Consider the following 19,591-nt stretch of genomic DNA (forward strand, 5'->3'; position numbering starts at 1 on the left):
TGTCTTACTCGCTTGTGTCCAATGTTATTCCCGAAGCGGCCAGCAGTTCGGCGAAGGCAGCCTCGTCCAGAACCGTAATGCCCAGAGCCTGCGCCCTGGTCAGTTTGCTGCCCGGCTTGTCCCCCGCCACCAGATAATCCAGTTTTTTGTTGACGCTGCCCGCCGGGATTGCCCCGGCAGCCTCGGCCAGCCGCTGGGCCTGAGCGCGCGGCATGGAAAGGGAACCGGTAAAAAGCACGTTTTTGCCCGCCAGCGGCCCGCGCGCGACTTCCGCGCCGCCAATGGCAGAAGAACGGACGGATACTTCCTCGGGCGAGGACACGATTTCGCGGGAGACAGGCCAAAGCCCCAGTTCGCGAAAGCGGGCCAGCAAGGCCCGGTTGGCCGGGCTTTCAAAAAAGTTGCGGATGGAAGCCGCCACCTCCGGCCCCACATCCGGCAGGGCCTGCAAGGTTGCAACATCAGCCTGGCCCAGCGCGTCAAGATCGTGAAACCGGCCTGCCAGCAGGCGCGCAGTCTGCTCGCCCACATGGCGGATGCCCAGGGCGCTGATCAGACGCCCCAGGGGGGCGGTATGCCGGGCCTGATCCAGAGCGTCCACGAATTTTTGCGCCAATACTTCGCCCATGCGCTCAAAGCCCAGCAGATCCGCAATGTTGAGCGTAAACAGATCCGCCGGGGATTGCACGCGGCCCGAGCCCACCAGTTGCGTAATCCATTTCTGGCCCACGCCCTGAATATCCAGCCCCGCCTTGGAGACAAAATGGCTGATGGCGCGCAGACGCACCGCCGGGCAGGAAAGGTTGCCGCAACGCCAGGCAGCCTCGCCGGGCTCGCGGCGCGCAGGCTCGCCGCAGGCCGGGCAGACATGCGGGAAAACAAATTCCACGGCCCCGGGCGGCCGCCGGGCAAGCACCGGCCCCACCACTTCGGGGATCACATCCCCGGCGCGTTGCACAATGACCGTGTCGCCCACGCGCACGTCGCGGGCCCGGATTTCATCCTCATTATGCAGGGTGGCCCGCGAAACCATCACCCCGCCCACGGCCACGGGCTGCAGAACAGCCACAGGCGTGAGCACGCCGGTGCGGCCCACCTGGATGTCAATGCCCGTGAGCAGGGTTTGGGCCTGCATGGCCGGAAACTTGAAGGCCACGGCGAATCGCGGCGCGCGGGCCGTGAACCCCAAAGCCTCCTGGGCTTCCAGATTATCCTGCTTGGCTACAGCCCCGTCGATTTCCATGGGAAAATCCTGACGCTGCCCGCGCACCCATTGCACATAGTTTTCCACTTCCGCGGGATCACGGCACAACTTGCCCTGCGGCGGAGTCAGAAAACCATAGGCCCGCAGGCGTTCCAGCAAAACATGCTGGAAACCGCACGGCTGGGCCGGAGGCCAATGCGCCTGGCCCAGGCTGTAGGCCAGAAAACGCAGGGGCCGGGATTCGGTCACTGAAAGATCCAATTGGCGCAGGGTTCCGGCCGCCGCGTTGCGCGGGTTGGCAAAGGTCTTCTGCCCCAGGGCCTCCTGCCTGGCATTGAGCGCAAGAAAATCCTCTTTGAACAGAACCACTTCGCCGCGCACTTCGAGCAAGGCGGGAAACGGCCCATCCCCCAGCAGGCGCAGGGGCACGGTGCGGATGGTGCGCACGGCCTCGGTGACCACTTCGCCCGTCTCGCCGTCGCCCCGGGTCAAAGCCTCCTTCAGCACGCCGTTTTCGTAGATGATTTCCAGGGCCAGACCGTCCAGCTTGGGATCGCACCAAAAGGCGCGCGGCAGCGGGCCATTGGCCTCCTCATCCCAGGCGCGCTGCATGCGCTCCACAAAATCGCGCCACTCCTCGCCGGAAAAAACATTGTCCAGGCCGTACATCCGGCGGCTGTGCCTTTTTTTGGCCAGGCCGTCCAGCAGCCTGCCGCCCACGCGCAAGGTCGGGGAATGCGGGCTGCGCAACCGGGGCCAGCGTTCCTCCAGATCCGCCAGTTCGCGGAACAGGGCGTCGTAGTGATCGTCGCTGATTTCCGGGGCGTCCAAACTGTGATACAGGTAATTGTGGCGCTCAAGCTCGGCGGCCAGCCAGTGCGCGCGGCTCCGCTCCCCGGCAGTGGGCTGCGGGGAGAGAAGCGAATGTTGATCCGCAGTGTCTGCGGGTTTGCGGTGCTGGGACATGAAGAGCCTTTAGAGAGGGTAGGAAAAACCTTGGCCAGAATTTCTTATTCGGGCAGGGCCATGAGCCGGGCGCGCAGGCTGCGGATGCGATCGCGCAGCTCCGCGGCTTGCTCAAACTCCAGATCGCGCGCGGCCTGGCGCATTTCCTTTTCCAGTTTGAGCACCAGGGCAGCGGCAGCCTCGGCCGTCAGGGGCATGGCCTCCTCGCCGTCGGCTTTTGTTTTACCCTTGCCGCGGCCTTTGCCGCGGCCATGACCGGCCTCATTCTCCACATACAGCGTATCCAGCGGAGATTCAAGGCTTTTCCGCGTGCTGCGGGGCGTGATGCCATGCTCTTGATTAAAGGCCGACTGTTTGGCCCTGCGGCGGGCAGTCTCGTCCATGGCCGCCTTCATGGAAGCCGTGATCGTGTCCGCATACAGAATCACCTTGCCCTGAACATTGCGCGCCGCCCTGCCAAAGGTCTGGATCAGCGAGCCCGTGGAGCGCAAAAAGCCCTCCTTGTCCGCATCCAGGATGCAGACAAGGGAGACTTCAGGAATATCCAGACCTTCCCGCAAGAGGTTGATGCCAACCAGCACGTCAAATTCGCCCAGGCGCAGGGCGCGGATGATCTGCAGGCGTTCCAGCGTGTCAATATCCGAATGCAGATAGCGGGCCTTGACGCCCATGTTGCAGCAATATTCGGTCAAATCCTCGGCCATGCGCTTGGTCAGGGTGGTCACGAGCACGCGCTCGCCGCGCGTGATCCGGGCCCGGCATTCGCCCAGAAGATCTTCCATCTGGCCTTTTGTGGGGCGCACTTCCACTTCCGGATCCACCAGACCCGTGGGCCGGATGATCTGCTCGGCCACGACGCCCTGGGCCTGATCCAGCTCATAGCGGCCGGGCGTGGCCGAAACATAGACCACCTGATTGAGCAGGGCCGTAAACTCGTTGAACTGCAAAGGGCGGTTGTCCAGGGCCGAGGGCAGGCGGAAGCCGTACTCCACGAGGGTCAGCTTGCGCGAGCGATCTCCTTTGTACATGCCGCCTATCTGCGGCACGGTGATGTGCGACTCATCCACAAACAAAATAAAATCACGCGGAAAATAGTTGAGCAGGCAGGAGGGCGGCTGGCCCGGCTTGCGGCCGTCCAGATGGCGCGTGTAATTCTCAATGCCGTTGCAGTAGCCCAGTTCCTCAATCATCTCCAGGTCAAGCTGGGTGCGTTGCTCCAGGCGCTGGGCCTCCACAAGCTTGCCGTGCTCTTTAAAGTATGTGAGCCGTTGGGCCAGCTCGCTGCGGATGTCCGAGGCCGCGCGCTTCAGATTGTCCTGTGCCGAGACGAAGTGGCTGGCCGGATACAGCACGGTTTTGCTCATCTCGGCCAGCACTTCGCCGGTGAGCGGGTCCACGTCGCGGATGGCGTCAATGTCGTCCCCGAAAAAGTCCACGCGCAGGGCGCGCTCATGGCGGTAGGCCGGAATGATTTCCAGAGCGTCGCCGCGTACCCGGAACGTGCCGCGATGAAAGTCATAGTCATTGCGCTCATAGTGCACCTCCACCAGGCGGCCGATCAGCTCGTCCAGGGGCAGGCGCTGCCCCACCTCCACGGGAATCACCATTTTGGCGTAGAATTCCGGCGAGCCGAGACCGTAAATGCAGGATACCGAAGCCACGATGATCACGTCGCGCCGCGTCAACAGAGCGTGCGTGGCCGCATGGCGCAATTTGTCGATATTGTCGTTGATGGCGGAATCTTTTTCAATATATGTGTCCGAGGCCGGCACATAGGCCTCTGGCTGGTAGTAATCATAATAGCTCACAAAGTACTCAACGGCATTGCGCGGGAACAACTCGCGAAATTCGTTGTAGAGCTGCGCTGCCAGGGTTTTATTGGGCGCGAGCACCAGGGCCGGCCGATTGCAGCGGGCGATCACGTTGGCCATGCTGAAGGTTTTTCCCGATCCGGTCACGCCGAGCAGCACCTGGGCGGGCACCCCCGCCCGGAGGTTCTCGGTCAGGGCGGCAATGGCGGCGGGCTGATCGCCCGTGGGCGTGTAGCCGGTCTGGAGAAGAAAAGGAGAGCTTTCGAGGTCTTCCATAGGTTCTGCTTTTCGGTTATAAAGCGGTAAATCCGTCAACTGTCGTCAACAGGAAAAAACATGGAAAAAAACTTTCTTGCCGCGCCGCCGGATGCCCCTCTGCAAAGAATTTACATCATGGTCGCTACCCTGCGGGCCTTTAAAGGCCGCCGCCATGTGGACGTGCATATTTTCCGCCACGGGGCAACGGAAGAGGAGCTGGCCGCGCTTGAAAGCCTGGCTCCGGTAGGCGCGCCCGACCCCTCCGTGCCGCCGGAGGCCTTGCAGGGCGCGACGCGGGAAGCCGCGCTGCGTTGCGTGCTGGAAGCCTTTACCGCTGAAGAAAGCCGGGCCTTGCTGGACTATCTTGAGCAACGCTACGCCGGGCACATTGAAAAGATCACGGTCTGCCCCCTGGATCTGCCCGTGCCTCTGGGCGTGGCGCCTCTGGGAGACATACCCGAAGGCAAGAGCACGGGATTCATCCGCTTTGACGCGGCGCCCGATTATCCGCTTGGGTTCACGGCACGGGGCTTTTACGATCTGGCCGTCCACGAGCCCTTGCTCACGGAGTAGACGTAAGCCGTTTCCCAGGGCCTCCACGGAAAAGCCGCGGCGTCCGACCCGTGCGCAGCCCTGCCCTCAAACGCGCGCGCAGGCTCCAGAGCGTGCGCGAGCTGCGCGAGAAAGACCGCGCGCGGCAACAACAGACCGCCCATGCGCATGATGTGCGGCGTTTCCTGCTGGCAATCCAGCAACAGAGCGCCGCGCAGACGCAAAAGCGCCACCAGGCCGGCCAGGGCCGCGCGCGAGGCCTCGGCCCGCAGGTGAAACATGGACTCGCCGAAAAAGGCCCGCCCCAGCGCCACGCCGTACAGACCGCCTGCCAGACGCCCGTCTTGCCAGGCCTCCACGGAATGGGCAAAGCCCAGGACATGCAGTTTTTCGTAAGCCGCGATCATTTCCGGGCTGAGCCATGTGCCGGGCCCTGCGCTGCGGGGTGCGGCGCAAGCCCGTATCACCTCATTGAAAGCAGCGTCCAGCGTGAGCTCAAAGGGATGCCGGCGCAACGCCCGGGCGCTGCGCCGCGGCAGCCTGAAACCGTCCAGCGGCAACACGCAACGCGGGTCCGGCGACCACCAGAGGATGGGCAGGCCCTGCTCATACCAGGGGAAAATGCCCCGGCTGTAGGCAGCCAAAAGGCGCTCGGGCCGCAAATCCCCGCCCATGCAGAGCAGCCCGTCGGCACGCGCCGCCTGTGGCGGCGGAAATTGCGCGGCCAGACTTGTGAATGTCCGGCGCATCCCGGCTCTGCCGTTCACACCCGCGCAAGTTCCGGCGCGGCTTTGGCCGGGGCGCGCGGGGAAAGCACGGGCCCCGCCGGCTCAAGGGCCAGGGCGTCGCCCTTGAGCGTCAGGCGCGCCGCGCCGCCTTTTTTCAATGAGCCGAACAAGAGCTCATGGGCCAGGCGATCCTCCAGCTCGTTGCGCAGCAGGCGGCGCAGAGGCCGCGCGCCCATGGCCGGATCAAAGCCCTTGTCGGCCAGCCATTGCCGGGCCTTGTCGCTCACGCTCAGTCTGACGTTGCGTTGCGCAAGGTTTTTTCGGATTTGCGCCGTGAACTTGTCCACAATGCGCAGCATCATTTCCCGCGACAGGCTTTGGAAGGGCACCAGCGCGTCCAGACGATTGCGAAACTCGGGGGTGAAAAGGTTTTCCACGGCCCTGAGGCCCTTGCGGGCCGCGTCCTGAGGCGCGGCGTCGGCAAAGCCCATGGCCTGACGGGACATTTCAAAGGCCCCGGCATTGGAGGTCATGATCAGGATGACATGCGAAAAGTCGGTTTTGCGCCCGGTGTTGTCCGTCAGGGTCGCGTAATCCATGACTTGCAGCAGCACGTTGAAGATGTCCGGGTGGGCTTTTTCCACCTCGTCGAGCAAGACCACGGAATAGGGAGCCTTGCGCACGGCCTCGGTGAGCAGACCGCCCTGATCAAAGCCCACATAACCCGGAGGCGCGCCGATCAGCCGGGAAACCGCGTGCTTTTCCATGTACTCGCTCATGTCATAGCGCAGAAATTCCACCCCCAGGCTCTGCGCCAGGCTGCGCGCCACCTCTGTTTTGCCAACGCCTGTGGGGCCGTAGAATAAAAAGGCCCCGGCCGGGCGCTGTTCCTGCCCGAGCCCTGCCCTGGCGCGCAGAATGGCCCGCACGGTCAGCTCAATGGCCTGATCCTGGCCAAAGACCATGTTTTTCAATTCCTTTTCCAGACCGGCCAGCCTGGCCCGCTCCCGCCCGGAAACAGTGCGCAGCGGAATGCCCGCCATGCGGGCCACCACCCGCTCCACATCCGCCATGCTCACGGCCGGGCGCGCGTTTTTGCCGGCAGTCGGGGCGCGCTTGCCGTCATTGTGCCTGAGACGCACGGCCGCCCCGGCTTCATCCATGACGTCAATGGCTTTGTCCGGCAAAAGGCGATCCCGCACATGGCGGGCCGAAAGTTCCACCATGGCTTTCAGCGCCGGCTGGCTGTAGCGTACCCTGTGGTGATCGGCATAGCGTTCTTCCAGCCCCTGCAGGATGGCCACACATTCGTCTATGCTCGGCTCGCGCAGATCAATGCGCTGAAAGCGGCGGGCCAGAGCGCGATCTTTTTCGAGGTTATTGCGGAATTCTTCATAGGTGGTGGAGCCGATGCACCGCAACTCGCCGCTTGCCAGCACGGGCTTGAGCAGATTGGAGGCATCCATGGAACCGCCGGAGGTGGAGCCGGCGCCCACGATGGTATGGATCTCGTCAATGAACAAAATGGCGTCCGGCAAGGCTTTCAGGGCCTGTACAATGGCCTTGAGCCGTCCTTCAAAATCGCCCCTGTAGCGGGTGCCTGCAAGCACCAGCCCCATATCCAGGGCAAAGAGCCGGGTTTTGGCAAAGAGTTCGGGCACCCGGCCCTGGGCTATGCGCAGCGCCAGACCCTCGGCCAGAGCCGTTTTGCCCACGCCCGGATCGCCCACAAAAAGCGGGTTGTTCTTGCGGCGACGGCAGAGCACCTCAATGGCGCGATCCAGTTCCTGCTCACGTCCCACCAGAGGATCGATTTTTCCCTCCCGGGCGCGCTCCGTGAGATCAACGGCATACTGCCTCAAAGGGTCGCCTTTGGCCGCGCGTTCATCACTGTTTTCCCTTTCCACGCCGCGGGAACCACTGCCCTCTTCCAGGCCGTGCGAGACAAAGGTCAGCACATCCAGGCGTTCCACGCCCTGCTTGTGCAGATAAAAAACCGCGTAGCTTTCGTCCTCGTCCATGATCGAAATCAGCAGGTCTCCGAGTTCCACGGAGTCCCGGCCCGCCGAGCGAATATGGTTGAGCGCCCGTTCCAGCACGCGCTGCACGCCTTCGGTCTGGGTGACTTCAGGATTGGCCGCGCGCTCCAGAGGCTCCAGCTCGGTGCGGAAAAAGTCTTCCAACTGTTCACGCAGCACGGCCACACTGGCCCCGCTGCCTTCCAGGATAATCCGCCCTTTCATGCTGTTGGTCAGCGCGTACAGCACATGCTCCACCGTGAGCAGATCGTGCCTGCGCCGCTGCACTTCCATGAGCGCATCCCTGAGGACTCCCTGTACATTTTTACTCAGCATATCTTTTTCTCAATGGATCTTTTCCATAGTGCATTTAAGGGGAAAGCCGGCAGCCCGGGCCTGCCGGTGGACCCGGCTGACCTTGGCTTCGGCCACTTCATGGGTAAAGACGCCGCACTCGCCCACGCCGCGCTGATGCACGGCCAGAGTGATGGCTGTGGCTTCCTGTGGGGATTTATGAAAAATCCCGCAGAGAACGTCGACCACAAAATCCATGCTGGTGTAGTCGTCGTTATGCAGCAATACAAGATAGCGATCCGGCTCTTTGAGCTTTTTTTCGACGATGATCCGGCTTTCTCCGTCGGACTCGCCCGAAGTATGCAAAGGCATGGGATGCTTCTCCTCACTGATGACCCGCGTCTTGATCAGGGCAAAGGCTCCTCTCCCGGCTGCGGGGCTGCATTGTATGTCAGGCCCAGCCTTTGCCGCCAGAGCTGATTCTGCTCCTTGCCAAAGACAAAGGAAAGGGCCGGCGGCAGGCTGTGTCGGAGGCGCCAGTCCTGATGCAACTGATGATAAGTTTTGATGCTTATTTGCGCATTGTCAAGGCCCAGTCGCTGCTGGACGCTGGCGATGCGCTCGGCCGGGCCTTCCATTTCCACTACCTTTGCAAAAGGCAGGATATCCAGTTCCACTTCCACGTCTTCCAGTCGCCAGGGCTCGCGGATTTTTTCGTAGCGCGCGGCCACGCCGTAGCCCATGCCTTCCAGCAGGCCCTGCATGGCGGTCTTGTCCGCGATTTCCAGTTCATGCTCCTCACGCACCTTGAAATGCTCGCTGTGCGGCACAGGCAGCTTGAGCGTGAGCAGATGGCGGGTCCTGCCCGGCCATTCCCGGGTGCGCAGGCGCAGAAGCCGACGATTTGCACGCAACTGCCCCGCCGCAGTGTCGAAAATCAGATTGCTTTCAAAATGCGCTCCGGCACTTTCCGCTCCCTGTTCCTGAAGGCTGCGGCGCAGAAGTTCAAAATCCACATTGAGATATTTTCGCTCCACTTCCAATGGCATGACCAGCTCCGAATACTAGAGCATTTTCTCTTTGAAAATGCTCTGCTGACGCGAAAGCGGCAGCCGCCGCAACGCGGCGTACATTCAGGCGAAAACCGCGTTTTTCGCCTGGATGCCACCTTTGACTTTCATAAAAAGTCAAAGGTAATCTGCTCTATGAGCCTCTGTGAAACAGGCGTTGCTGGAGGGCCGCAATGGCGGCAATGCCGCCCTGATCCGCGCCGGGGTGGACAATGGGCGTAAAGCCCAGCCGCCGGGCCTGGGCAAGGCGCAAATCATGCGCGGCCACATGCCGGACCTGGCCGTTGAGATCCACCTCGCCCCAGAACACGCATTTTTCCGGCAGGGGCACGTCATAGTAGGAGGAAAGCACGGCGGCAACCAGCGCCAGATCCAGGCCCGGCTCCTGCAGGCGCATGCCGCCCCCGACCTTGGCATAAATATCGACCTGCCCGAAATTGAGCTTGAGCCGTTTTTCGAGCACGGCCAGCAGCAGATGCAGACGATTGGCGTCAAAGCCCAGGGCCGCGCGGCGCGGGATGCTCAAAAAGGTGCGCGCCACCAGGGCCTGCACTTCCACGGCCAGGGGCCGCTGCCCGTCCACGGCCATGACCACGGCCGTGCCGGAAAGCGAGGCGTCGCGCGTACCCAGAAAAAAGGTGGAGGGATCGTCCACAATCTGCATGCCGCTCTCGGCCATGCGAAAGACCAGCAATTCTTCATTGGGGCCGAAACGGTTCTTGAAGACGCGCAAAAGCCGGAACATCTGGCGGCGATCCCCTTCCAGGGAAATCACCGTGTCCACCATGTGCTCCAGCAGGCGCGGCCCGGCCAGCACGCCGTCCTTGGTCACATGCCCCACCAGAATCAGGGTGCAGCCCAGCCGGCGGCAGGCCTCCAGCAGGGCCGTGGCCACGGCGCGCACCTGGCTGACGTTGCCGGGCAGGCCTTCGGCCTCAAGGCTGGTCAGGGTCTGCACCGAATCCACCACCACCAGGGCGGGCGGCGCGGCGTTCAGGGCGTCCAGCACGTCTTCCACCCGTGAGGTGGCCATTGCCAGCAAATTGGGATCGAGCATGTCAAGCCGCTCGGCACGGGCCTTGATCTGCGGCAGGGATTCCTCGCCGCTGGCATAGAGCACGGGCCGCCCCTGGGCTGCCACCAGACCGGCCACCTGCAAAAGCAAAGTGGATTTGCCAATGCCCGGCTCGCCGCCCAGCAAAATGGCCGCGCCCGGCATCAGGCCTTTGCCCAGCACCCTGTCCAGGGCCTTGAGCCCGCTGCCGTAAGGCGTATGCCCGGCATCGGCCACGTCACGCAACGGCACAGGGCGATCGGCCGCCGCCCCGGCAACAGCCCCGGCGCGCTGCCGCCCGGCAGGTTGCCGGGCCTGGCTCACGGCCTGAAGCGTGTTCCATTCGCGGCAATTGGGGCACTGGCCGCGCCACTGGGGGGTCTGGGCCCCGCAGGCCGAGCAGATAAACACTTCACGCGCCTTTGACATGACTGAAAACTACGGAAAAAAAAGGGCGGAAGCAAGCTTCGGCTCACGCGGTCTGCCGCGAGCGGCCTTTTGCCCTGGAGGCCGGCCGCCGGGGGAAGCCCAACCAGGCAGCCCAAAACGCCCCCGGTGAGAGCATGCTGCCGCTCTGGGGGCGCGCTTTTCAAGGCAGGAGTAAAACTATTCTTTTGGAGACGGTATGTCTTGCACATCCGCAATTTTCACGCCGAATTCAGCCACACCCTCGGGCGGCGCATAAAAGAGCACCATAAAGGGCACTTCGCCGCCATGCGGCACATTGGTATTGTTGGAAAGAATTTCCACCTTGTTGTTCAGGAAGGATTCCATCTCCTTCTCACTCAGCACCTGCAACTGAAAAAGCGAAAGCTGGGTGCCGGCCAATTGCTTTTTGACGGCCAGAGGCTTTTTGTCCTTGTCATAGATGGCGGCCTCCACGGCAATCAGCTCCTTGGGCTGCGGGAACTCGTTGACCACCTGCCCTTCAATCACAAAGACCTTGCCCACCTTCTCATTGTCCACATAATACTGGCGCACGTTGCGCATGGTGAGCAATTCCACCTTCTTGGCAAGCTCCTGCTCGGTAAGCGGGCTGGCCGCTTCCCTGGCGGCAAAATACCAGTACGCGCCGCCGCCGATGCAGAGCAGCAACAGAGCCGCGAGCCAGAGTCTGGGACGGCCGGAACGCTGTTTTTTCCGGGCGGGCGGCATTTCGTCGCTTCCCGGGAGTTCGTCGCCGGATACATGGGGTTCCGGCTGAAAAGGAAAGACAGTCCTGCAGACAGAGCAACGCAGTTTGGCGCCCGCTTTTGCAAGACCGTCGGGCAGGTTGAACCTGCTTGAACACTGAGGACATTTTACTTCCATGCCGCAACTCCACAAACAACAACCGGCCTCAGGCCGGAATGGCTATTCCGGTATAATTTCGCAGATCCCGGGCAAGCCGCGATAGCGCTCAGCATAGTCCATGCCGTACCCCACGATAAAGCCCCTGCTCAGCTTGAACCCCGCGAAATCCACTTTTACCTCGGCCTCTCGACGCTCATGCTTGTCCACCAGAGCGGCCAGCCGCAGGCTGCGCGGCTTGCGGGCGGCAAACTGATCCAGAAGAAAACGCATGCTGTGCCCGCTGTCCACCACATCTTCCACAATAAGGACATGCTTGTCGCGGATGTCAACTTCCACATCCTTGCTGAAAATCACATGTCCCGAACCGGATGCGTTTTTGCCGTAACTGGAGAGCCGGATGAAATCCAACTCCAGATTATCATTATACAAAAACCGTACCAGGTCGCTGAAGAAAAGAAAACCGCCTTTCAGCACGCAGACCGCGACCAGGGGTTCCCGGCCGTAAAGCCCGTTGATTTCCCTGGCCAGCGCGCGCACGCGGCTTGCAATCTGCTCCGCGCTGAATACCGGCTTGAGTTCCTTGACCGTGATGGCGTCAGACATGTTCCCCTCGGCTTTTCAAGATGCAGCGGATCGGATGGGCCACACGCCGCGCTCATGCTGTGCGGGCCTCTCCCAGATGCAGGAAAACGGCGGTTTCGTCGCAGTCCGGATATTTGGGACAATGCACGCAGTCGGCCCAGATTTTTTGCGGCAGAATACTTTTATCGACCACCTCAAAACCTGAACGGGTAAAAAAGCCTTCCTGATAGGTCAGGGCAAAAATTTTTTGCAGATGCAGCTCCCGGCACTCGCCGAGACAGGCCTGAACGAGACTGCGGCCAATCCCCCGGCGGCGCATATCATCGCGCACCACAAGGGAGCAGATTTCGCCCAGGTCTTCCCAGACCGGCGCAAGGGCGCAGCAGCCCGCCAGCTCGCCGCCCGCCATCTCGGCCACAAAAAAGTTGCGGATATGGCCGTAAAGATAAATCAAGGCGCGCGGCAGCAGCAATCCCTTTTGCGCACAGTGCAGCAAAAGGCCGTGCATGGCTTTGACGTCGTCCAGATGCGCCTTGCGGATCACATACTCCACGGTCATTATTTCTGGCTCAAGAGTTTGTCGATGACCATCTTCAACATGCTTTCGTCAGCCATGCCCGGCTCGGAAAGAACCAACTGGCCGTCTTTGCTGTAAAAAGCGTTGTGCGGAATGCTGCTTACCCGGTAGGCCAGCGCTATATCGCGATCGGCCAGATATACGGGATACTCCATACCCATTTTTTTGACAAAAGGCGCCACGGGCCCTGCATCTTCATCCACTGCCAGGCTGATGATCAGCACGCCCTTGTTGGCGTATTCCTTGCTGGTCCTGATCAGCTCCGGAATTTCCACGCGGCAGGGAGGGCACCAGGTGGCAAAGAAATTGAGCAGCACCACCTTGCCCCTGTTGCTGGCCAAAAGCTCGGTCAGCCCGGCCAGATTCAGACGAGGCAAAGACTCGGCCAGGGCGGCGCAGGGCAGAAGCAGGCACACCAGCAAGGGCAAAAGTATTTTTTTCATGGCGCGATCCGAAGAAAAGTTAAGGGAAAGGGCAGGTCTGAAATAAACATTGTTATCGCGACAACAAACAGCAGGCCCGCCGCGGAGCCGTTCCCGACAGCAGTGGAGAGCCCCCGGCGCGCAGCCCCACGCCGTTTACAAGAAATTTTTCGCGGCGCGCACCGCGCCCACGGCATCCGCGCAATAGGCATCCGCGCCTATGACATCCGCAAAAGCCTGGGTCACGGCCGCGCCGCCGACCATGACCTTAATGGGCAGCTTTTGCTCCCTGATAATCCGGATAGTGTCTTCCATGCGGATCATGGTTGTGGTCATCAGCGCCGACAGGCCAATGATACGCGCGTTATGCTTCAGGGCGCAAGCCACAATGGCTTGGGCAGGCACGTCTTTGCCCGCGTCAACCACGTCAAAGCCGTGATTGCCGAGCAAAAGGGCCACAATATTTTTGCCGATGTCGTGAATATCGCCTTCAACCGTTGCCATGACCACCACCGGGCGCTTTTCCGGCCCCCGTCCGGCCTCCAGGAGCGGCTTGAGCGCGGCGAAAGCCGTCTGCATGGTCTCGGCGGCGCGGATCAACTGGGGCAGAAAGTATTCGCGCCGCTCATAGCGCGCGCCTACCTCGGTAATGGCCGGGATCAGCGTGTCCTGCACCAGGCCGAAGGGATCGGCCCCGGCGTCCAGCTCCGCCTGCAACAGGCCCAGCACATTTTCCTTGTCCCCTGTGAGCACGGCTTCGCCGAGCGTGGCGGCGGCCCCGGCCTTGCCGCCCTGTACGCCGACGCTGCCGCCCGCGGGCTTCCATTCCGCATACGAGGCGATAAAGGATTCCGCGTGCGGATCATGATCGCAGAGCACATTGAGCGCATCCCTGGCCTCGCGCAAGCGCACGGCAGCGGGATTGGCTATGCAGGAGGTCAGGCCCGCGCCCACGGCCGCGGCCAAAAACGTGGCGTTGAGCAGTTCGCGGGCAGGCAGTCCAAAAGAAATATTGGACAGCCCCAGGGTGGTGGGCAAGCCCTGGCTCCGGCACCAGCGGGCCATTTCCAGGCATTGCCGGCCGCCTTCCGCCTTGGAGGAGACCGCCAGAGCCAGAATGTCAACCATCATCAGACGCCGCGGAATGCCCAGGTTTTCGGCCTGGAGCAGCAGGTTTTCCACAATGCGGATGCGCTCCGCGGCCTTTACCGGCAGCCTGGCGCCCTGCAGCGGCAGCAGAATAAAGGGCGCGCCGAAATCCCGGCAGAGCGGGCCGAGTTGCGCCATGCGCTCCGCCTCGCCGCTCACGGAATTGACCAGAAACGAGCCCGGACAATACGGCAGCGCCCGCGCAATGGCCTCGGCATTGGAAGAATCCAGGGAGAGCGGCGTCGTCAGCCGCGCCGCCAGGCGCTGCACCAGCTCGGGCAGCAACCGGGCCTCATCCACCAGCGAAGCGCCCACATTCACGTCCAGCACCGCAGCGCCGGCCTCCACCTGCCGGTCAGCCAGTTGCAGAGCCTCGTCGAAACGGCCCTCCTGCAATTCGCGGGTCAGCGTTTTTTTGCCGGTGGGATTAATGCGCTCCCCGATGATCACCAGGGGCTCTTCAGGGCCGATGCGCACCAGCTCCGCGCGGCTGGTCAGGCAGATGCCCTCACGTTGAACGGGTTTTGCGGCCGTGAAAGCCGAGCCGCGCAACACCCGGCAGAGCGCCGCCAGATGCTGCGGCGTCGTGCCGCAGCAACCGCCCAGAATGCGCGCGCCCAGGGCGGCAAAGGCCGCTGTTTTCTGCGCAAATTCCTCGGGCCCCAGGGGAAAAACCGTGGCGCTGCCGCGCAATTCCGGCAGCCCCGCATTGGGTTCGGCCATGACCGGGCAGGCGCAGACGTCAAGCAATCCCTCAACGACCGGCAACATTTGCTCCGGCCCGAGGCTGCAATTGGTGCCCACCACGTCCACGCCGAGATTTTGCATGGTTTCGGCAAAAACAGCCGGCGAGGAGCCTGTCAGGCTCACGCCCTGTTCAAAGGTCATGGAGACCATGATCGGCAGGTCGCACTCCTGGCGGGCGGCCGCCACCGCGGCGCGGGCCTCGGCCAGATCAAACTGGGTTTCAATGAAGATCAGATCCGCGCCCCCGGCCGCCAGGCCGCGGATCTGGGCGGCAAAAGCGGCTATCAGGTCTCGCGGCTCAACCGACCCCAACGGCTTGGCAAACTGGCCGCTGGGCCCCACGTTGCCGGCCACAAAGACCGGGCGCCCGGCATCCTCGGCAGCCGCGCGGGCCACTTGGGCCATGCGCCTGTTGAATGCGTGGACATCCATATTTTTCGGCAGCTTGAAGGCATTGCCGCCAAAAGTGCAGGAAGTGAGGATATCCGCCCCGGCATCCACATAGGCTTTATGGATGCCCCGCAGCACGTCCGGGCATTCCATGCAGTATTGTTCCGGGCTCATGCCCACCGGCAGCCCGGAGGCTTGCAGCATGGTGCCCATTGCTCCGTCCAGAAGAAGCGGCCGCTCAAGGCCGAGTGCCTGTCTGAAGGTCATCCGAGCCGTCTCCTTCGCTGTATGTTGTTGGGTGGCCCATCGGCGCGGACCGCGTCGCCTCACGCCCTGCCCGCGCCCTTTGCTCTTGGGTCCGATACCTGTATAGTGGGGATACGGGGACAACAGCCGCCGGGTCACAGCCCTTTGGGCGCGGATACGCCCCGGAAACCGGCAGCCTGGCCGCGGCTGGATTTTTACTACTGAAAAATATTGAAAAGGACAAACCAAAACTATAGCATGACATATTGCCGCACGTTCCGAGCGGCAGTGTTTGAGTATTAATAAAATGAAAAAAAATAGCAAGATAGCGGCTTCTGCGCCGTCTAATGGCGAAAAAAGGAAAACGGCTCTACGAAAAAGAAAACCTGAAATCGAAGTGCTGAACGTCCCGCAGGATGCCGAAAAAGAGGAAGAAGATCACGCCCTTGAGTCGCTGGATCTTTTGGACGATGACGCCCTGACTGCCACGGCGGTTCTTGATCTGGACGGGGAAAAGGACGCCGGGCTTGCGGAGCCCGCTTTGACTTCTGAAGGCGGGAACGGCGACGCCCTGCCCGCGCCTGCGGCTCCGCGTCTGCCCTCCCCTGCCGGGAGCCGGGACAGCCTGTATCTTTATCTGCGGGAGGTGAGCCGGTTCCCCATGCTCAAGCCTGACGAAGAGCATGAACTGGCTTTGCGCGTGCGTGATCACAATGATCCCGATGCGGCTTTCCGTCTGGTTTCCTCGCATCTTCGCCTGGTGGTGCGCATTGCCATGGATTTTCAGCGCCGCTGGATGCAGAATGTGCTGGATCTTGTGCAAGAGGGCAATGTGGGCCTGATGCGCGCCGTCAACAAATTCGATCCGGACAAGGGGATCAAGTTTTCCTACTATGCGTCCTTCTGGATCAAGGCGTATATACTCAAGTTCATCATGGACAACTGGCGGATGGTCAAGATAGGCACCACCCAGGTCCAGCGCAAACTGTTCTACAATCTGAACCGCGAACGCCAGAAACTCATTGCCCAGGGCTATGATCCTGACGCGGCCATGCTTTCGGAGCGTCTGGGCGTCACGGAGGAACAAATCAATGAGATGGATCAGCGCCTGGCGTCCACGGATCTTTCGCTGAACATGCAGGTAGGGGAGGACCCGGGCGGAGCCAGCCGCATGGACTTTCTGCCCGCTCTGGGGCCGGGCATTGAAGACACGCTGGCCACAGACGAGATCGCCACTCTGCTGCGCTCACGCTTGAAAAGCATCATGCCCAAACTGAATGAGAAAGAAATCTATATCCTGCAAAACCGCCTGCTCACTGACGAGCCGGTCACCTTGCGCGAGATAGGCGAACGGTATAACGTCACGCGGGAGCGCGTCCGCCAGTTGGAGGCCCGGCTGCTGGAAAAAATCCGCCAGCATCTGTCGTTGGACATCAAGGACTTTTCAGATGCATGGATACAATCGTAAATGAAACAAAATACTATAGCGTTGCTTTGCGCTCTGGCGTTTATTGCAATTGCGTCCTTCTCTCTTCTCGGTTGTGGCGGCTGTGCCGGCGGCAAACCCGGCGCAAGGCAGGATGCCGGGAAGCCGGATGCGACCCTGGAGGCGGCGCCCCGGAATCCTCAGCCCTCTCCCCTGCAGGGCGTGGCCGTTCGCCCGGTGGAATCCGCGCTCTCGCCCGATGCCCAGTGCACCTTTGCCTATCTGCTCTATATCCAGGCGCTGACCGACGAAGATGAAGACGCGCTGATCCTGGCGGCGGCACAACTCAAGAAGGCGCGCGTTCCAGCCAGGATCTGGCTTGAGGGCGGCGTCTGGCTGATGAGCCGCAAATCGCCCAAGGTTCTGGAGCTTCTGGAACAGGCCCTGGCGGTCTGGCCGCAGGATCTGTCGCTCAACCTGCTCCATGCCGAAGCCCTCATGGAACACGGCATGCCCGAAAAGGGCGTCGAACTCATGCGACGCTATCTGCAGGCCCATCCCGAGTCGCTGGACGCCCGTCTGGAGCTGGCTCTGCTGCTGGTCAAAAGCAAGCAGTTCCAAGAGGCCGAAAAACTGCTCGACACCATACCGGCCAGGCAACGTTCGCCTCTGGTAGACTATTATCACGCCAGGGCGCTGATCGGCATGCAACGTCCCGGCGAGGCCATACCCTATCTTCAGAAGGCCATCAAGGATCTTCCCGATTTCGTGGAAGCAATGGCCGAACTGGCTTTTCTTTATGAGCAGCGTTCGGATCTGCGCCAGGCCCGGGCCGTCTATGAACGGCTGCTCAAGCTCAACTTTTCCTCCCAGGATGTGGCTCTCAGGCTGATCAGCATTTCCCTGCGCCTGAAACAGCCGGAAAAGGCCCTGCAATACATGCGTCGGGCGCCTGACACCCTGCCCTTCAAGATTACAGTGGCCAGCATGTTCATGGAGTCGCGCCATTATCTTCAAGCCGAAAGTCTGCTCAAGCAAATCGAGGCGGAAGGCGGCGCGCCCAGTCAGGTCTATCTCTTGCTGGCTGACCTGACCTACGAGCAACGCCGCGATCTCCCCATGGCCATTGCCTGGCTGGATAAAATGCCCCCCAAAAGCAAACATGCCGCCAGGGCCGAGCTGTTGCGCGCGCAACTGCTGGCCGAAGCCGGGCAGAATGAGGCCGCGCTCGCAGTCGTGCGGCAGGGCCAGCGGGACTATGCCGAAGTTCCCGACTTCTGGGAATTTGAAATTCGCTTGCAGGCGCGGCAGAAGCAAATGGCGACAGCGCTCGAAAGCGCTCGAAACGCCGTAAAAAAATGGCCCGACAATACCGACCTGAGTTTTTTGCTGGGTTCCCTGCTGGATGAAAACGGCGACAAAAAGGCCGCTTTCGCGGTCATGGAAAAGATTCTGGAACGTCAGCCGGACAATTTCCAGGCCCTCAATTATGTGGGCTACACCCTGGCCGAAGAAAACCGCGACCTGGAACGTGCCGTGAAACTCCTCATCCGGGCTGACGAGCTTTCGCCAAATCAATCCTATATCGTGGACTCCCTGGCCTGGGCCCTCTTCAAATCCGGGCGTCTTGACGAGGCGCTGAAGGAAATTCGCAGGGCCGTGACTTTGGGAGAGGATGTGGAGCCCTCCATCTGGGAGCATTACGGCGACATTGCTTCGCGCATGGGCCTCAAGGACGAAGCCCGCAAGGCTTACAACAATGCTCTGGAACGCAAACCCGACAATGCCGAGGCCCTGCGGCAGCGTCTCTCAAAACTATGAAAAAGATCCTGCTGTTCTGCGTGGCTGTTCTGCTCTGCGCCTGCGCCAAACAGCCGCCTGTCGAGCGCGGTCCTGAAACGCAGACGCAACTGGATAGCCGGTGGCTGAAATTCACCGCGCTCAGCGCGGCGGTTCCCGCCAAACCCTACCGTTTGCAACTGAGCATGCGTTTCGGGGCCAAAGGCGATACCCGCCGCGTCACGGCGCTGTTCTGGGGAAACAGCGAACGGCAACTGCGCCTGGACGTCATGGCAGGCGTGGGCGCGGTGGTGGCTAAAATCCTTGAAGACGGCCAGCACTTCCTGGTCTACAGCCCAAGAGAAAACAAAGGCTATTTCTATCAGGGTGCGTCGCAGCCGCTTTTGCAGGTCGGCGTGCCGGTGCCCTTTGATCTCGGGCATCTGGCGGATCTGCTCAATGGCCGCTATGCCGCCGTATTCGGCGAGAGTTTTGCCGCGGCTTCCAGTCTGAAGGACGGCCTGGCGCGTTACGAGCTTCCCGGCGAGCCGGGGGGGAGCCTGGACCTCAACAGTCAGGGCTTGCCGGTCTTCTGGCGTGAATCGTCCGGCGGAGGCAGAGGCTGGAGCATGGAAATCGCGTATGACGACGGCCATCCCCCCTTGCCGCGTCGCCTGACCCTGATCCACAGTAACGGCAAGCGCGCGATTTTGCTGGTCAAGGAAAGGGAAAAGCCGGCCACTGCCTTTACCGCGGAACAGATGAGCCTTGCCTTGCCTGAAAGCGCGCCCCTGCTGCCCTTGGCTCAGTATAAAAACTAGAGCGGTTTGCTGTTGAAAACAGCAACCGCTCTGGCGGCCGCGGGAGCGGACGCCCGCGCCGGCGGTAGCCGTTAGCAAGCTTTGCTTGCTTGCGCCAGCCGTTGGCGAGTCTGCGAGCCTTACGGATGGCGACAGCGGTTGCGTTGCATGTTTTTTGTGGTAACTCATTGCTGTCTCCATCCGTAGCTTCCTTCGTCGCAACGG

General features: G+C 61.6%; 17 protein-coding genes and 1 pseudogene. 5 read left to right on the forward strand and 13 right to left on the reverse strand.

The genetic code is table 11. The features are described from left to right. Positions 1-4: 4 nt before the first annotated feature. Positions 5-2,170, reverse strand: a complete 2,166-nt coding sequence (ligA, locus tag G7Y52_RS08020) for an NAD-dependent DNA ligase LigA (protein ID WP_165069769.1) — start codon at positions 2,168-2,170, stop codon at positions 5-7. A 44-nt stretch (positions 2,171-2,214) separates the two neighbouring features. Beyond that, a complete protein-coding gene (uvrB, locus tag G7Y52_RS08025) occupies positions 2,215-4,257 on the reverse strand; it encodes an excinuclease ABC subunit UvrB (protein WP_165069773.1) in 2,043 nt (680 codons plus the stop codon). A 60-nt stretch (positions 4,258-4,317) separates the two neighbouring features. On the opposite strand from uvrB, the gene G7Y52_RS08030 reads away from it, so the two are divergent. Continuing rightward, entirely contained in the window at positions 4,318-4,812 is a 495-nt protein-coding gene (locus G7Y52_RS08030) for a hypothetical protein (protein ID WP_165069777.1), read from the forward strand. Here G7Y52_RS08030 and aat read toward each other — a convergent pair. From aat to G7Y52_RS08050, 4 genes are read right to left on the reverse strand one after another with little or no spacing between them, the layout of a single operon-like run. Further along, positions 4,773-5,540, reverse strand: a complete 768-nt coding sequence (gene aat, locus G7Y52_RS08035) for a leucyl/phenylalanyl-tRNA--protein transferase (protein ID WP_165069780.1) — start codon at positions 5,538-5,540, stop codon at positions 4,773-4,775. The genes G7Y52_RS08030 and aat overlap by 40 nt on opposite strands. 14 nt (positions 5,541-5,554) lie before the next feature. Continuing rightward, positions 5,555-7,873 carry an ATP-dependent Clp protease ATP-binding subunit ClpA gene (clpA, locus tag G7Y52_RS08040; RefSeq protein WP_165069783.1) on the reverse strand — a complete coding sequence of 773 codons (2,319 nt, stop codon included), beginning with the start codon at positions 7,871-7,873 and terminating at the stop codon, positions 5,555-5,557. 9 nt (positions 7,874-7,882) lie between these two features. Next, positions 7,883-8,203, reverse strand: a complete 321-nt coding sequence (locus G7Y52_RS08045; RefSeq protein WP_165069787.1) for an ATP-dependent Clp protease adaptor ClpS — start codon at positions 8,201-8,203, stop codon at positions 7,883-7,885. Between the two features lie 35 nt (positions 8,204-8,238). Then, positions 8,239-8,880: a class IV adenylate cyclase gene (locus G7Y52_RS08050; protein ID WP_165069790.1), complete on the reverse strand. Its 642-nt coding sequence runs from the start codon at positions 8,878-8,880 to the stop codon at positions 8,239-8,241. Between G7Y52_RS08050 and G7Y52_RS08055 the strand changes: the two genes are divergently transcribed. Continuing rightward, positions 8,785-9,123 carry a hypothetical protein gene (locus G7Y52_RS08055; RefSeq protein WP_165069681.1) on the forward strand — a complete coding sequence of 113 codons (339 nt, stop codon included), beginning with the start codon at positions 8,785-8,787 and terminating at the stop codon, positions 9,121-9,123. The two genes, G7Y52_RS08050 and G7Y52_RS08055, sit on opposite strands and share 96 nt — an antisense overlap. Here the strand turns inward: G7Y52_RS08055 and radA are convergent. The 7 genes and pseudogenes from radA to G7Y52_RS08085 form a co-directional block, all read right to left on the reverse strand. Further along, positions 9,035-10,384, reverse strand: a complete 1,350-nt coding sequence (gene radA / locus G7Y52_RS08060; RefSeq protein ID WP_165069793.1) for a DNA repair protein RadA — start codon at positions 10,382-10,384, stop codon at positions 9,035-9,037. The genes G7Y52_RS08055 and radA overlap by 89 nt on opposite strands. A 177-nt stretch (positions 10,385-10,561) precedes the next feature. After that, complete coding sequence (locus G7Y52_RS08065) at positions 10,562-11,110, reverse strand: DUF3426 domain-containing protein (RefSeq protein WP_241159665.1); 549 nt, start codon at positions 11,108-11,110, stop codon at positions 10,562-10,564. Between the two features lie 63 nt (positions 11,111-11,173). Then, positions 11,174-11,266 (reverse strand): annotated as a pseudogene (locus G7Y52_RS15480) (zinc-ribbon domain-containing protein); the annotation flags it as partial. A 42-nt stretch (positions 11,267-11,308) separates the two neighbouring features. Further along, on the reverse strand, positions 11,309-11,851 hold the full coding sequence (gene hpt / locus G7Y52_RS08070; RefSeq protein WP_165069800.1) for a hypoxanthine phosphoribosyltransferase: 543 nt from the start codon (positions 11,849-11,851) through the stop codon (positions 11,309-11,311). A 52-nt stretch (positions 11,852-11,903) separates the two neighbouring features. Then, positions 11,904-12,389, reverse strand: coding sequence for an N-acetyltransferase (locus G7Y52_RS08075; RefSeq protein ID WP_165069803.1), 486 nt, complete (start codon positions 12,387-12,389; stop codon positions 11,904-11,906). Next, positions 12,389-12,850, reverse strand: a complete 462-nt coding sequence (locus G7Y52_RS08080) for a TlpA disulfide reductase family protein (RefSeq protein WP_165069807.1) — start codon at positions 12,848-12,850, stop codon at positions 12,389-12,391. Before G7Y52_RS08080 ends, G7Y52_RS08075 begins: the two co-directional genes overlap by 1 nt. A 135-nt stretch (positions 12,851-12,985) precedes the next feature. Continuing rightward, entirely contained in the window at positions 12,986-15,382 is a 2,397-nt protein-coding gene (locus G7Y52_RS08085) for a homocysteine S-methyltransferase family protein (RefSeq protein ID WP_165069810.1), read from the reverse strand. A 376-nt stretch (positions 15,383-15,758) separates the two neighbouring features. Between G7Y52_RS08085 and G7Y52_RS08090 the strand changes: the two genes are divergently transcribed. The 3 genes from G7Y52_RS08090 to G7Y52_RS08100 are packed head-to-tail and all read left to right on the forward strand — an operon-like array spanning position 15,759 to position 19,387. Continuing rightward, positions 15,759-16,829, forward strand: coding sequence for an RNA polymerase factor sigma-32 (locus G7Y52_RS08090; protein ID WP_241159663.1), 1,071 nt, complete (start codon positions 15,759-15,761; stop codon positions 16,827-16,829). After that, entirely contained in the window at positions 16,830-18,608 is a 1,779-nt protein-coding gene (locus G7Y52_RS08095; protein WP_165069818.1) for a tetratricopeptide repeat protein, read from the forward strand. Further along, positions 18,605-19,387: an outer membrane lipoprotein LolB gene (locus tag G7Y52_RS08100; protein WP_165069821.1), complete on the forward strand. Its 783-nt coding sequence runs from the start codon at positions 18,605-18,607 to the stop codon at positions 19,385-19,387. The genes G7Y52_RS08095 and G7Y52_RS08100 overlap by 4 nt, the downstream gene beginning before the upstream one ends. Positions 19,388-19,591 lie beyond the last annotated feature (204 nt).

It is taken from the genome of Desulfovibrio sp. ZJ200 (assembly GCF_011039095.1).
Classification (GTDB): Bacteria; Desulfobacterota; Desulfovibrionia; order Desulfovibrionales; family Desulfovibrionaceae; genus Desulfovibrio.